Below are 13,963 nucleotides of genomic sequence, written 5' to 3'. Positions count from 1 at the left end.
ATGCCCGGGCACTACCCGGTGCTCCCGTTGGCCGAAGGGGCCAGGGACGCCGCCGTCGCCGCCGCGCTCACCCGGAGCGAACCCTACGAACTCGGCGAGCCAGTCCACGCGTACGTCGAGCGGCACGCGCGGGCGCACCCGGACCGCACGGCCGTCGAGGACGGCGACACCGCCCTCGGCTACGCCGCACTCGCGGACCGCGCCCGCCGCATGGCCGGGCACCTGGCCGCCACCGGGGTCTCGGCGGGCCGGATCGTCGCGGTCGGCGGCCGGCGCGGCGGCGACGTCGTCACCGCCCTCCTGGCGCTGGAACTGCTGGGAGCCGTCTACCTGCCCCTCGACGCGAGCTGGCCCGCCGGCCGCGTCGAGTCCCTCCTCATCGACAGCGGCGCCGTCCTCCTGCTCACCACCGGCGGACCCGAGGACCACGGCGAACTGGTCAAGGGGGCACGCGCCGCGGGCGTCCCCACCACGACACCCCGCCTGGCGGACGCCCCGTACACCCGGACCGCCCCGCTCGCCCCCGACGAGGTGCGCTACATCCTCTACACCTCCGGCTCGACCGGTCGCCCCAAGGCCGCCGTCGTCGAGCACCGGGGCATGCTCAACCACCTCTGGGCCAAGGCCGACGACCTCGCCCTCACCGCCGACGACCGGCTCGCCCAGACCGCGCCGCTGGCCTTCGACATCTCCGTCTGGCAGATGCTCACCCCGTTCCTCGTCGGCGGCCGGGTCCAGGTCCTCGACGACGAGCGGGCCCAGGACGGCGCCCTGCTGCTGGCACACGTGCGGCGGAGCGGAACCACCGTCCTGGAGACCGTGCCCACCCTGATCCGCTTCCTGCTCGACGCCCACGACGCCGAGGGAATCCGGCCCGGGGCACTGCGCTGGATGATTGCCACCGGCGAGGAACTGCCGCCCGCCCTCGCCGCGCGCTGGCACGACACCATGCCCGGCATCCGGCTCCTCAACGCCTACGGCCCCACCGAGTGCTCCGACGACGTCACCCACGCCGTGCTCGGCAGGCCCGCCGCGGACACCCGCCACCTGCCGATCGGCTCGCCCGTCGGGAACGCCGCCCTGTACGTGCTGCGCCCCGAGGACGGGCTGTGGCACGCCTGCGCGCACGGCGAGACGGGAGAACTCTTCGTCGGCGGCCCCGTCGTCGGCCGGGGGTACCTCGGTGACCCGGAGCGCACCGCCCGCGCGTTCTTCACCGACCCCTTCGGCGACGGCGACGGACGCCTCTACCGCACCGGGGACGCCGTGCGCGTGCTGCCCGACGGCCAACTGGAGTACCTGGGCCGGGTCGACCGCCAGGTCAAGCTCGGCGGCGTACGCATGGAACTCGCGGAGATCGAGGCCGTGCTCGGCGGCCACCCCTCGGTCGCCGCCTGCGCCGTCACCGTCCACACCCCGGACGACGACGGCGCGCTGGTGGCCCGCGAGAGCGCCCACACCCCGGCGGCCGGCCGAACGCCCCGTCTCGTCGCCTACGTCACCACCACCGGGGACGAGGCACCCGAAGCGGCACTCCGCGCCCACCTGGCCGAACGGCTCCCCGCACCGATGGTGCCGCACACCTTCGTCGCCCTGCCCCGCATCCCGCTCACCCGCAACGGCAAGACCGACTACAAGGCGCTCCCGGCACCCCCGCGCCGCAGCCGCCCCGACGACCGCCCCTACACCCCGCCGCGCGACGCGACGGAGACCGCGATCGCGGCCCTCGTCGCGGAAGTCCTCGGCACCGGGCGGGTCGGGCGCGACGACTCGTTCCTGGCGCTGGGCGGCGACTCGCTCCAGGCCATGCGTCTGGTCGCGGCACTGCGCCGGACGGGAGCCGCGGCGGCCCTGCGAGACGTGCTGCGCGACGGCAGCCCCGCCGCGCTCGCCGCTCTCGCCGGGCCCGGCAAGAGCGGCGAGCCGGTGGAGGACCCCCGCGCACGGACGGCGGACCCGCACGCCCCCCGCACCCGCGCGCTCACCCCGCAGCAGGCCGGGGTCTACTTCCACTGGCGGCTCGATCCCCTCAGCCCCTACTACAGCTACCAGGGCTCGCTGGAACTGGACGGCCCCCTGGACGTGCCCCGGCTGGCCGCGGCCTGGCGGCAACTGCTTGCCGAGAACCCCCAGCTCCTCGCCCGGTTCGCGGAGACCGACGAGCCCGGCACACAGGAAGTGGTGCAGCACTACCCGCACTGGGACGTGCCCCTGCCCGGCCGGGTGCGCGAGACCACCGAGGAGGGGTTCCGGGCGACGGCGTCGCGGGAGGCGGCCGGCCCCTTCGACCTCCTGACCGAACCGGCCCTGCGCGCCGAACTGTTCCGGCTGCCCGGCGGACGGCACCGGCTGCTCGTCACCATGCACGAACTGCTCCTCGACGGCTGGGGCGCCACCGTACTGTTCCAACGCCTCGCCGAACTCTACGAACGACGCCCCGCCGCCCCCGACCCGGAACGCGCCACCCGCTACGACCACTACCTCGACCACCTGGAGGCCCGGCTGGCCTCCGAGGAGGTCGCCGAGGCGGGGGAGTACTGGCAGCGCCGGCTCGCGGGCGAACTCCCCGCACTCCAGATCGCGCAGAAGCCACGCCCCGCCGCACCCACCTACCGGGGCGGCATCACCGAGGCGGTGCTCGACGAGGACCTGACGCGGCGGCTGCGCGACACCGCGCTGTCCGCCTCCGCCACCGCCTTCGTGCCGCTGCTCGCCGCATACGCGCTGGCCCTGAGCTACTACTCCGACGCCGACGAGGTGATCGTCGGCGCGCCGATGGCGGGCCGGGAACGGCCGGAGGCCGCCGAGGTCCCGGCGTTCACCCTCGCCATGCTGCCGCTGCGGCTGCCCGTCGACCCGTCCGCCACCCTCGCCGACTTCACCGCCCGGGTCGCGGAGACGGTCTACGACGCGTACGCCGCAGCCGAGTACCCGTTCTCCTGGACCCTGCGACGGCTGCCCGCGGCCTCCCGCAGCTCCGCGGCGACACCGGTCTTCCAGACGATGCTGAACATGCTGCCGTACCCGGCCCGCGCCACCACCGCCGCGGGCGTCGGCTTCCGCTTCGTCGAACTGGACACGGGATTCACCAAGTACGACTGCGCGCTCTACGTCCAGCCGCACGGCCCCGAGCGGCTGCTGCTCCAGTACGCCCACCAGCGGGACCTGCTCGACGCCCCGGCCGCCCGCAACGTACTGGAGTCCACCCTGATCGCGCTGCGCGCCCTGACCGATCCCGGGCGCGCGCGGCACACCACCATCCGCTCCCTCGACCTGCTGCCCGGAGGCGACCACCGATGACCTCGCCGACCCTGCTGGAACGCTTCGCCGAGCAGGTGGCGGCCCGCCCCCGGGCCGTAGCCCTGCGTCACGGCGGCACCACCCTCACCTACCGCGAACTCGACGACTGGAGCGGCAGACTGGCCGCCCGGCTCGCCGCCCGGGGCACCGGCCCCGGCAGCCTGGTGGCCCTCGCCGCGCAGCGCGGCCCCGCAGCCGTCGCCGGAGTCCTCGCCGTGCTCAAGACCGGCGCCGCCTACCTCGGACTGGACCCCGCGATCCCCGTGCGACGCCAGCGCCGCATGGTGGAGGAGACCGGACCGCACTGCGTGCTGGCCGAACCCGGACTCGACCAGTTCCCCACCCTGGACGCCCCGCGCGTCACGCTCGCCCCCCTCAACGACGGCCCGCTGCACCAGGCGCCCGAGGAGGAGCCCGACGACGACGCCCTCTTCCACATCGTCTACACCTCCGGCACCACCGGGAACCCCAAGGGCGTGCGCGTCAGCAGGCGTTCGGTGCGCGGCCGGCTGGAGTGGATGTGGCAGGACCACCCGTTCCCCGGGAACGCGGTGCTGGCCGTCCAGAAGTCCCTCGCCCTCGTGGCCTCGCCCTGGGAAATCCTGGGCGGACTGCTCCGGGGCGTCCCGTCCGTCGTGCTCGGCACCGACGAACTCCTCGACCCGGTCCTGTTCGCGGCCACCGTCCACCGGGAGCGGATCACCCACCTCTTCCTGACCCCGCATCTGATCGCGGGCCTGCTGGAGGAGAGCGCGAAACAGCCCGACCGCCACCAGCCCGTCCTGGTCACCAGCGGCGCCGACACCCTGCCCGTCGACACCGTCCTGCGGCTGCGCGAGGTCTGGCCGGACGCCACCCTGCTGAACCTGTACGGCATGACGGAGACCGCCTCCAACGTCGCCGCGTACGACACCGCGGCGCTTACCGCGGACGCCGAACGGGTCCCCGTCGGCACCCCCGTGGCGGGGGCCTCGCTCTCCGTCCGCGACCGGCTCGGCCGACGCCTGCCGCCCGGCACGACCGGCGAGGTATGGGTCTGCGGACCGCCGCTCGCCCTCGGCTATCTCGGCGGCGACGGCGAGGACCGCTTCCTCACGGACGACGACGGCGTGCGCCACTACCGGACCGGCGACCGGGGCCGGCTGCTCCCGGACGGCGCGCTGGAGATCACCGGCCGCACCGACAACCAGATCAAGATCCGCGGCTACCGCGTCGAACTGGAGGAGATCGAGGCCACCCTCCGCAAGGCACCGGGCGTCACCGACGCCGGGGCCTACGCCGAGACCGAGGACGGCGAGGCACGCGTCGTCGCCTGCTGCACGGCCGACGAGGAGATCGCCCCCGCCGCCCTGCGGGGATACCTGCGCGACCGGCTGCCCGACTACATGCTGCCCGCCCGCCTCCAGCAGGTCCCGACGCTGCCCGTGAGCACCAGCGGCAAGCTCGACCGCACCGCCCTGCGCGCCCTCGTGAACGGCATCGGGCGGGAACGGACGACCGGCTTCACCCCGTCCGACGCCACCGAGGCCGCCGTCGCCGCCCTCTGGGAGGAACTGCTCGGCGCACCGCCCGCCTCGGCCGACCAGAACTTCTTCGACGCGGGCGGCCACTCCCTGCTCGCCGTACGGCTCGCCAACCGGCTCGTGGCGACGGCCGGCCGTCGCGTACCCCTGCGCCGCATCCTCGGCGCGCCCACCGTCACCGCCATCGCCGCGCTGTGCCGCGAGACCCCGCAGGAGGACCAGGCATGAGCACCCCCTGGCTCGGCACACCGGAGAACGAACCGGAGGGTGGGGGCACGACCGGCACGCTCGTGGTCTGCTTCGCCCCCACCGGCGCCCACGGCTCGACCTTCGCGGGCTGGCGCGGCCGGCTCCCCGCGGACACCGCGCTCGCGCTGGTCACACCGCCGGGACGGGGCACCCGCATCGACGAGGAACCGGTCGTCGACATGGCCGTCTACGCGGACGCCGTGGCGGCCGAGGTGCGCGCGGCGCGCGGCGGGCGGCGCCTGGTGCTGATCGGCGTCAGCCTCGGCGCGCTGCTGGCGTACGAGACGTGCGGCCGCCTGCTCGACGCCGGGGTGCCGGTCGCACGGCTGTGCGCGGTGGCCGGACAGTGCCCCGGCGACTTCCACGGCGACGGCGACGAGGTCACCGTCGAGGACGCGCGCGCCTTCGTCGCCGGGACCGGGCTGACCGATCCCGAACTCCTGGCCGACCCCGAGTTCGAGGAGGTGCTGCTGCCTCCCGTCATCGCCGACCTGCGGCTGTGCGGACGCTACGACGGCGGCCGGACCCCCGTGCCCGACGTCGAACTGCGCGCCGTGTGGGCCACCGACGACCCGCACGTGCCCGAGGTGACGGTGCGCCGCTGGGCCGATTGGACCCGGGGTACGTGCACCTTCCGGTCCGTCGAGGGCGGGCACTACGCCCACCAGGAGAACCCGGACGCGGTGATCTCCGCCTGCCTGGACGGCCCTGCCGGCACCCGCCCGTCCCGCCGGTCCGTCCTCGGAGCCGGTGCGACGGCCGTCGCGGGCACGCTGCTGGGCCTGGGCGCGGCCACCGCCGCCGCGCCGCGCGCCTCGGCCGCCGCGCGCACCGCGGGCGCGGCGGCCTCCGACGGCGACCCCACCGACCCCGTGGAGCTCGCCGTCGCCATGATCCGCCAGGACACCAGCAACCCCGGCGACGGAGCGCTCACCGAGCCGTACGCCCGGATGCTCCAGGACATCTTCCGGGCCGCCGGGGTCGCCACCGAGATCGTGCCCACCCCCAAGGAGGGCAACGTCCACTTCTTCGCACGCGTACCGGGCAGCGGGACGGCCCGGGAGAAGCCACTGGTCCTGCTCGGCCACTCCGACGTCGTGCCCGCCATCGGCGACGCCTGGACCACGGACCCGTTCGCCGGCGCGATCAAGGACGGCAAGCTGTACGGCCGCGGCGCGCTCGACATGAAGGGCGTCAACGCCGCCTTCGTCGCCGCTCTGTTGCGGCACGTCCGCGAGGGCGCGACCTTCGACCGCGACATCGTGTTCTGGTCCGACTGCGACGAGGAACAAGGACCCTACGGGGTGCGCTGGTTCCTCGCCGAGCACCCCGACAGGGTCGAGGCGGGCGCGGTCATCACCGAGGGCGGCTGGGTCCTCGACCAGCGCGACGGCACCACCCCCATGATCGCCTCCCTCACCTGCAACGACAAACGGTCCCTGCTGCTGCGGCTGGAGACCTCCTCGTACGCCACCCACACGTCCAAGCCGTTCACCGGGCAGGCCGTGATCCGGCTGGGGGAGGTGCTGGAACAACTGGGGGACTGGCGGGCCCACATCCGCCCCAACGCGCTGTCCCTGCGCTACTTCGCCGAACTCGCCGGGGCCACCACGGACCGTCGGCTCGCCGAGGCCGTCCGGCAGATGCTCGCCGCCCGCGGCGAACAGGAGCGGGACCGGGCCGGTGAGGCGGTGATCCGGCTCAGCGGGACACCGGAACTGCACAACGCGATGCTGCGGACCACCCTCGCCTTCACCGCGGCCCGGTCCGGCTACTACCCGAGCATCGTGCCCGGCACGGCGACCGCGGAGTTCCGCGCCGCCTTCCTGCCCGGCGCCGACGACCCCGGCCGTATCGTCGCCGAACTGCGCTCCCTGATCGGCAACCGGGCGACACTGACCGTCGTCGGGAACCCCGGCGAGAGCGAGCAGCAGGCACTGGACCGGCTGCGCGGCTACCTCGCCACGCCCGATTCCACGCACGACACGGACGTCTTCCGCGCCTGGCAGGCGGCCGTGCGCCGCACGCACCCCGGAGCGAGGGCCACCGCCTGCCAGTTCGAGGCGGTCACCAGCGCCGTCCCGTTCCGGGAGCAGAACATCCCCGTCTACGGCATGTACCCGTTCACGGTGGACCGGGACATGCTCAAACGCATGCACGGAACCGACGAGCACATCGGCGTCGAGGCCCTGCGGCGGGGCACCGACACCGTCTACCACCTGCTCGCCGGACTGCGCACCGGTACCTGACGCCCGAGCGCATGGTACGGGCGTGTCCCCGGCCACGTCCGTACGTCCGGTACTCCGCACCGGCTGTCCGACGGGAGGGCCGGGTCAGGGCACCCGGACCCAGTCGAGGGAGCGTTCGACCGCCCGTTTCCAGTCCTCGTACCGCTCGGAGCGCCGTTCGTCGTCCCACTGCGGTTCCCAGCGCCTCGACTCCTGCCAGTGCTCCCGCAACTCGCCCTCGTCCTGCCAGAAACCGGTGGGCCTTGTGTGGTAGCGGGCGAGCCCGACGACCGCGCCCCGCGCGTCAGAGCGCCAGTACGGGGCGAAGAGGCCCGAGAACGCCGACCGGTGCCGGATCCGCCGTCATCTCTCCGGCGGCGTCGGGATGCTGCCCTCCGGCTCCGGTTCCGCGGCGGGGATGAACCGGCCGACGAGGTATGTGTAGAGAAAGGCGCCGACCGGGCCGCCCACGAGCGGGCCCACGATCGGCACCCAGAAGTAGAGGTTCCCGTACTGGTCCCGCCACGCCTCCCCATAACCCGTCAGAAAGCTCGCCAGTCTGGGCCCGAGGTCACGGGCGGGATTGATCGCGTATCCGGCATTGGTGCCGAATGCCATGCCGATGGCCACCACGACGAGCCCCACGATGAACGGACTCAGGTTGGCGCCCGGTGGTGTATTGAGCAGATCCGTGACCGCGAAGATCAGCAGGACAAGAATGGCGGTTCCGATGATCTGGTCCCGCAGTGCTCCCCATTCGGTGACGGGGAGTGCGGTATTGCCGTTGGCGGGCAGGGTCGAGAAGACCCCTTGCGTTTTGATGGTGTGTCCGGGATCCGCTTTCGCCAGTGCCTCGGTGTAATTCCAGCGCACCACCAGTGCGGCGACGAAGGCGCCCGCCAGTTGTGCGAGGGAATAGGGTGCGACCTTCCTCCAGGGGAAATCCTTGAACGCCGCGAGCGAGAGTGTCACGGCCGGATTGAGGTGAGCACCGCTCAGTCGGCCCGCCACATAGATGCCCAGGGTGACTCCGAGCCCCCAGGCCCAGGCGATGCTGTCGTGGTTCCCGAGTCCGCCCGGTGGGTCGGTGAGCGCGCCGCCGGCCGCGACCTGGGCCACCACCCCGCAGCCGAAGAGAATGAGAATCAGCGTTCCGGCGAATTCCGCCGCGAGTTCCCCGCCGAGTCCCGACAACCCGCGCCGTTCCATGGGGATCTCGCCTCCTGTCGGGTCACGGCCGTTGGCGGCATTGATCCAGATCTGAGCGTAGGTGCGCGGGTCCGCTTCCGCACGCGGTGCTGCGGCGGTGGTGTGAGGGCGGTCCTCGGCCCGCCCCCGCCGGTCCGGACGGCTCCCGGTGCCGGGGTGGCGCGCAGCCCGGGACGCGGGTGTTCCACGGTGGCGAGGGCCTGCACGGTGGTCGCCACGTCCGCGGCCCCCGCACCTGCTCGGCGCCCAGGCCTGGGCGCGGGGTCCGCTCCACGCGCCGACGTACGCCGCGGGCGGCCGGGAGCCCGGGCGGGAAGGGCTGAAGGGCCCTGGGGGCCGGACGCCGTGCGTGGACCTCTTGACGGTGGTCGTCGCTCTCGGGGCGGCGGCGATCGGGCAGGTGCCGGCTGATCGACGGGCACACCGGCCGGGCAGCGGCCGGACCCGTCGTCGGCGGGAGGAGGACGGCCGCACCGCCGTGCTGGTCACCCGCGACGACGCCCGCCCGGCTTACGGGGGTGTTCAGGTGCGCCGCGCCGAGGACCCGTGCGACCGGTTCCGTTGAGCATGCGACAGGACGAACGAAATGTCCCATTTGCCTCTATTTAAAGTGAATTGCAAATTTGGCCGGTAAGGCCGCTTTCGGTAATTTTCGCACTGTTTGAGGAGCGGGTGGAACGCCCCTTTTGTCGCTTCGTGGTGTGAGTCACGTAAAGACCCGCCGGAGGGTCGGTCCGCGATTCTGCTCCCCTTGCAGCGCAAGGAGAGTCGAGTTCGATCTGTGAGGTGGATTACTGCGAATTCCATGAATTGATCATGCGAATCAATTGTGATCAAAAAATTCGGGCTTGTTCCGCTCCGCTTTTCTCGCCTACGGTCACCGTCAATCCGGACGGAACGCCGAATCCTGCCGCCGTCCGAGAAACCGACCCACTTGTCCATGGCAGGAGCGGGGGAACCAGGTAAGCCGCCGGTCCGGTATCCGGAACGGCTCGGGGTGAAGTCGCATTCCGTGCGGCCAGACATCTCCAGTCTGAACCCGACAGCTCACCTCGCAGGCGACGGAGAGGAATTCACCATGACCGCAACGGGTACGTACCGTCGCCGCTCGTCCACTTCCCGGACCCGTGGCCTCATCGCCGCGGCCACGGGCGGAGTCGCCCTGGTGCTTCCGCTGATCGGAGCGGGTTTCGCCTCGGCCGCCCCGGCCCAGGCCGCCACCACCGAAAAGGCCGCGGTGTCGGCCGCCGTCACCACCGGAAGCGTTTCTCCGCAGAAGGCCGCGACCTTCACGCATTCCGTGATCTCCGGGGACACCCTTTCCAAGATCGCGCAGAGCTATTCCGTCGAGGGCGGCTGGCAGAAGCTGTACGAGAGCAACCGGGAGATCATCGGGAGCAATCCCTCCCTCATCCGCCCGGGAATGAAGCTGGCCGTCGGTGCCGAGGCCGCCACCGGTGCCTCCGGCGCCTCGTCCGCGACCGTCACCGCCGCCCCGGTCTCCTACACGGACAACCTGGACGGCTGGATCAGGGAATCGCTGGCCATCATGGCCCGGCACGGCATCCCCGGCAGCTACGACGGCATCCACCGCAACGTCATGCGTGAGTCCTCCGGCAACCCCCGGGCCATCAACAACTGGGACTCGAACGCCGTCGCCGGAACGCCGTCCAAGGGTCTGCTCCAGGTCATCGACCCGACGTTCCGCGCCTACCACGTGCCCGGCACGCTGTTCGACAGCTACGACCCGGTCGCCAACATCACGGCAGCGTGCAACTACGCCGCCGACAAGTACGGCTCCATCGACAACGTCTTCGGCGCCTACTGACCCACACCGGCCCGGCTCCGTGCCGGTTCGGAAGCGACGGGATGCGCCCCCGGGAAGCCGCACGGCTCCCCGGGGGCGCATCCCGTCGCGTCGTACCGGGGCCCCGTCGCTTCCCCGCCCCGCCCGCCGGCGGGGCGCACCTCGCCCGTGGTCACTCCAGGGCGGTGCCCGTCGGCCGTTGCGGTCGCTGCAGCGGCGGTCTGGGGACCGTCGCCGCCGCGCCCTCCCGGACGGAGTGCACCGCCGCGTCGTGAAGACGCCTGCTGTCCTCCTCGGAGCAGCAGGGTACGGGGCTGCCCGACATGGTGAACCAGTCGATCGCACCCGTGTACTGCACGGTCACCTGAGCCGTGTCGTCCGCCCAGGTCGTGTGAACGGTCAGGTCCCCTGTCAGGACACCGACCTCGTCCGTGAGCACGCCTCCACGCCCCGAGAACACACCACGAGTGGTCCATGACGCCCAAGCCATGTACCCAGGCTGACACCAGGTCCGCGGATCCGCGACCCGCCGGAGCGCGCCGCTGACAATCGTGGGCGAGGTCGTGAGGTCGTAAAGGCTGTCCCGTAATCCCCGGCGGGCGCGCGACGACAGCTACGGCACCTCGCCGCGTTGTCGAAACACCCGAACACGTCCAGTATGCGAACGTCCCTCCGCCTTGCGATGCCCCGCATCCGACGCCGCGCGCCGATCCGCCAGGGATTACGGGACGGCCCTCAGGTGCCCCGGAGTCCGTTCCGGAATGCGGAACGGGCGAAACTTTCCCTCCGGGCCGACTGCGGTTCCCGCACCCGTCAATCGCCCGCGAATTGACGCACTTCTAACGCCAAACCGTCGGATCCTCGCTCTGAAACAACGGATTCCGTAGCGAAACAGCTCTTGACCTACGGAACTCGTCGGGATTGCATGTCGCGCTGGGAGCGACGAAACCACTCATCACGTCCTCGTCTGGAGGCGATACCGCTCCCGTGCTCAAACACCGCACCTGTTGATCGGAAACGCACGATGACCGAAACGCTCAGCGCTCCCCAGGCGCTCGCGCCGGCTACCGGCCCCACCCCGCAGAAGCTCAAGCGCTCCATCGGCGTCGTCGGCGGGACACTGCTGACGCTGTCCTGCGTGACGCCCGCCTCGACCCTCTTCGTGGTCGTACCGGACCTGTTCTCCAGCCTCGGCACGTACACCGCCCTCACCATCGCCATCGGCTCGCTGCTCTGCATCGCGGTCGCCTTCTGCTACTCGGAGCTGGGCACCCTGATCCCGAGCGCGGGAGGCGAGTACGCGATGGTATCGACCATGGCGGGGCGGCTGGCCGGCTGGCTCGTCTTCGTGCTGTCCCTGCTGGTCGTGATGATCGTGCCTCCCGTCATCGCCATGGGCACGGCCGACTACCTCGCCCCCGTCGTGCACATCCCGGCCCCCGTCGCGGGCGCCGGTGTCATGTTGCTCGCCACCCTCGCCGGTCTGCTGGACCTGCGGGCCAACGCCTGGATCACCGGCATCTTCCTCGTCCTCGAGGTGATCGCCGCGGCCGTCGTCGCCGTACTCGGATTCGCGCACTCCGAGCGTGGGGCGTCCGCCCTCGTGCACGGTCAGGTCGCTTCGTCGGACGGCACGACCTCCACGGTCACCGCGATGATGGTGGTCTCGGGGCTCGCGATCGCACTCTTCATCACGCAGGGCTTCTCCACCGCCGTCTACCTCTCCGAGGAACTGGAGAACCCCCGCCGCAACGTGGCCCGCACCGTGCTCGCCACCCTCGCCATCTCCTCGGCGGTCATCCTCGTCCCCGTCATCGCCATCACGCTCGGCGCCCCGGACCTCGCGGCGCTCACCTCGGGCGACCTCAACACGATGGTCGCCGCCTGGTCCAACTCGGCCGTCGGCACGTTCGTCAGCCTCTGCGTGGCCCTCGCCATCGTCAACGCGGGCATCGTGATGGTCATCCAGAACTCACGGGTCCTGTTCGCCTCCGCCCGGGACAAGGCATGGCCCCAGCCAGTCAACAACGCACTGTCCCGGCTCGGCCGGTTCGGTTCCCCGTGGGTGGCGACCCTGCTCGTCGGCGTCCCCGGCGCGGCACTCTGCTTCGTCAACCTGGACACGCTGTACGGCGTCACCGGCGTCTCCGTCACGGGCATGTACCTGCTGGTCGCCGTGGCCGCCCTGCTCTGCCGCCGTGGCGCGCACCGCGACGTCCAGGCCTGGCGCATGCCGCTGTGGCCGGCGATCCCGATGCTGCTCATCGTCGTGCTCGCGTACATCCTGACCCAGCAGGAGACCGAGTACCTGCTGTGGACCGGCGGGATCACCGCGGTCGCCACCCTCTACTGGGCCTTGTACCTGCGGCCCCGCGCGCAGACCCGCTGGCTGGTCAGCATCCCGGAGGACACCCACGTCTGACCGGCCCACCGCCTGACGGCCGGACCGCCCCGAGCGGCCGGGCCGTTAGGGCGCGGACGGCCCGCACCTCCGCGCGACGAGAATCGGCCGCCGCCCCGGACGGATGTCCCGGAGGCGGCCGCTTCGTGTCCGGAAGCGGTGGACGTTCCCGGGTGCCGCGCACCATGATGGGCGGCCGGACACGGGCCGCGCCTCCCGGTACCCGGCCCGTCCCTGAACACGCCGCCCATGAGCCGTCCACGAAAGGTCGCGCAGTGCCGGTCGTCCTCGTGCTGCTGCTCGCCGGCACCTGGCTGCTCTCCGGCGCCCTGGTCGCCGGGACCGACCCGCTGATCGTCGCCGTGGGACGCACCGCGGTGTGCTGCGCGGCGCTCGCCGCCGTCGCCGCGTCCCGTCCGGCAGGCAGGGACGCCCTGCGCCGGGCCGCGGCGGCTCCGGGCATCGTATGGCTGCTGGGCCTGCTCGGATTCGCCGGATACGCGGCCGGCACCCTGCTCGCCATCCCGCGCATCGGCACCTCGCTCACCAACCTCGTCGTCGCGTTGATGCCCTGCGCCTCGGTGGCGGTGGGTGCGGTGTTCTTCGGCGAACGGCCCGGGGCGCGCGGTGCGGCCGGGGCGGTCCTGGCGTGCGCGGCGGCGGCCGGGTACGCGGCGCTCGGCGCGGACGCGGGGGACCTGGACGGCCCGGGCCTGCTGCTGGTGGGCGCCGCGACCACGGCCTTCGCGGTCTACGGCTTCCTGTACCGGCGACGGCTGCCGGGACTGCCGCCGCTCGCCGTGCTTCCGGTACTGCTCGCCGCCGCCACGTGTCTGCTGCTGCCGATGTCCCTGCCCGCACTGATCGGTCGCCCGCCGACGATCACGGCGACCGTCGGCATCGTGCTGCTGGGCGCGGCCGTCTACGCCCCCGCCTACGTCGTGCAGCACCGGCTCATCCTGCAGCGCGGGCCCGTCCTCACGGCCGCGATCCAGCTGGCCGTGCCGTTCACGGTGCGCCTCGGCGACTGGGCGCTGCGCACCGCGCCCGCGCCGTCGGCCACCGAACTGCTGCTCCTCGCCGCGTGCTGCGCGGGCATCGCCCTCGTCACCGTCCGGCCGGCCGGACGACCGGCAGCGGCCGAACGACCGCCCGGCCGCCTTTCCGGCACCTGACGTACGGGTCCGCCTCCGCCTCCGCCGGGCGCGTACACCGCTCCGGGGCCGCAGCGGCGCCCGGCGCACCG

9 protein-coding genes, 1 pseudogene and 1 riboswitch are annotated in these 13,963 nt (G+C 72.6%); of the genes and pseudogenes, 7 read left to right on the top strand and 3 right to left on the bottom strand.

Annotated features, from left to right (window positions below):
- The 3 genes from AMK22_RS12515 to AMK22_RS12505 are packed head-to-tail and all read left to right on the top strand — an operon-like array spanning position 1 to position 7,321.
- Complete coding sequence (locus AMK22_RS12515) at positions 1-3,300, top strand: amino acid adenylation domain-containing protein (RefSeq protein ID WP_242433957.1); 3,300 nt, start codon at positions 1-3, stop codon at positions 3,298-3,300.
- A complete protein-coding gene (locus AMK22_RS12510; RefSeq protein WP_073784332.1) occupies positions 3,297-5,051 on the top strand; it encodes a non-ribosomal peptide synthetase in 1,755 nt (584 codons plus the stop codon). Before AMK22_RS12515 ends, AMK22_RS12510 begins: the two co-directional genes overlap by 4 nt.
- A complete protein-coding gene (locus tag AMK22_RS12505; protein ID WP_073784330.1) occupies positions 5,048-7,321 on the top strand; it encodes a M20/M25/M40 family metallo-hydrolase in 2,274 nt (757 codons plus the stop codon). Before AMK22_RS12510 ends, AMK22_RS12505 begins: the two co-directional genes overlap by 4 nt.
- Positions 7,322-7,405: 84 nt before the next feature.
- On the opposite strand, the pseudogene AMK22_RS37455 reads toward AMK22_RS12505, so the two are convergent.
- Both AMK22_RS37455 and AMK22_RS12500 read right to left on the bottom strand, forming a co-directional pair.
- Positions 7,406-7,642: pseudogene (locus tag AMK22_RS37455) on the bottom strand (hypothetical protein); the annotation flags it as partial.
- Positions 7,643-7,663: 21 nt separating this feature from the next.
- Positions 7,664-8,509 carry an MIP/aquaporin family protein gene (locus AMK22_RS12500; protein ID WP_073784328.1) on the bottom strand — a complete coding sequence of 282 codons (846 nt, stop codon included), beginning with the start codon at positions 8,507-8,509 and terminating at the stop codon, positions 7,664-7,666.
- Positions 8,510-8,858: 349 nt separating this feature from the next.
- On the opposite strand from AMK22_RS12500, the gene AMK22_RS40025 reads away from it, so the two are divergent.
- Both AMK22_RS40025 and AMK22_RS12490 read left to right on the top strand, forming a co-directional pair.
- Positions 8,859-9,074 (top strand): hypothetical protein, encoded by a 216-nt coding sequence (locus AMK22_RS40025; RefSeq protein WP_199883200.1) that lies wholly within the window; start codon positions 8,859-8,861, stop codon positions 9,072-9,074.
- Positions 9,075-9,405: 331 nt separating this feature from the next.
- A riboswitch (cyclic di-AMP (ydaO/yuaA leader) is annotated at positions 9,406-9,585 on the top strand.
- A gap of 2 nt (positions 9,586-9,587) precedes the next feature.
- Positions 9,588-10,337 (top strand): transglycosylase SLT domain-containing protein, encoded by a 750-nt coding sequence (locus tag AMK22_RS12490; protein WP_073784324.1) that lies wholly within the window; start codon positions 9,588-9,590, stop codon positions 10,335-10,337.
- Between the two features lie 151 nt (positions 10,338-10,488).
- On the opposite strand, the gene AMK22_RS12485 is transcribed toward AMK22_RS12490, so the two are convergent.
- Complete coding sequence (locus tag AMK22_RS12485; RefSeq protein WP_073784322.1) at positions 10,489-10,806, bottom strand: hypothetical protein; 318 nt, start codon at positions 10,804-10,806, stop codon at positions 10,489-10,491.
- Between the two features lie 534 nt (positions 10,807-11,340).
- Here AMK22_RS12485 and AMK22_RS12480 point away from each other — a divergent pair.
- Both AMK22_RS12480 and AMK22_RS12475 read left to right on the top strand, forming a co-directional pair.
- Positions 11,341-12,738 carry an APC family permease gene (locus AMK22_RS12480; RefSeq protein WP_073784320.1) on the top strand — a complete coding sequence of 466 codons (1,398 nt, stop codon included), beginning with the start codon at positions 11,341-11,343 and terminating at the stop codon, positions 12,736-12,738.
- A gap of 254 nt (positions 12,739-12,992) precedes the next feature.
- A complete protein-coding gene (locus tag AMK22_RS12475) occupies positions 12,993-13,892 on the top strand; it encodes a DMT family transporter (RefSeq protein WP_073784318.1) in 900 nt (299 codons plus the stop codon).
- Positions 13,893-13,963 lie beyond the last annotated feature (71 nt).

This window comes from Streptomyces sp. CB01580, from assembly GCF_001905795.1.
Taxonomy (GTDB): Bacteria; Actinomycetota; Actinomycetes; order Streptomycetales; family Streptomycetaceae; genus Streptomyces.
Note: the sequence above shows the minus strand (reverse complement) of the source record. Positions and strands in the feature narration are given on the sequence as shown.

What these genes read in the sequence shown, in the direction of transcription:
- AMK22_RS12515 (WP_242433957.1), top strand. Translation starts at nt 1, where the DNA reads ATGCCCGGGCACTACCCGGTGCTCCCGTTGGCCGAAGGGGCCAGGGAC.
- AMK22_RS12510 (WP_073784332.1), top strand. Translation starts at nt 3,297, where the DNA reads ATGACCTCGCCGACCCTGCTGGAACGCTTCGCCGAGCAGGTGGCGGCC.
- AMK22_RS12505 (WP_073784330.1), top strand. Translation starts at nt 5,048, where the DNA reads ATGAGCACCCCCTGGCTCGGCACACCGGAGAACGAACCGGAGGGTGGG.
- AMK22_RS12500 (WP_073784328.1), bottom strand. Translation starts at nt 8,509, where the DNA reads ATGGAACGGCGCGGGTTGTCGGGACTCGGCGGGGAACTCGCGGCGGAA.
- AMK22_RS12490 (WP_073784324.1), top strand. Translation starts at nt 9,588, where the DNA reads ATGACCGCAACGGGTACGTACCGTCGCCGCTCGTCCACTTCCCGGACC.
- AMK22_RS12485 (WP_073784322.1), bottom strand. Translation starts at nt 10,806, where the DNA reads ATGGCTTGGGCGTCATGGACCACTCGTGGTGTGTTCTCGGGGCGTGGA.
- AMK22_RS12480 (WP_073784320.1), top strand. Translation starts at nt 11,341, where the DNA reads ATGACCGAAACGCTCAGCGCTCCCCAGGCGCTCGCGCCGGCTACCGGC.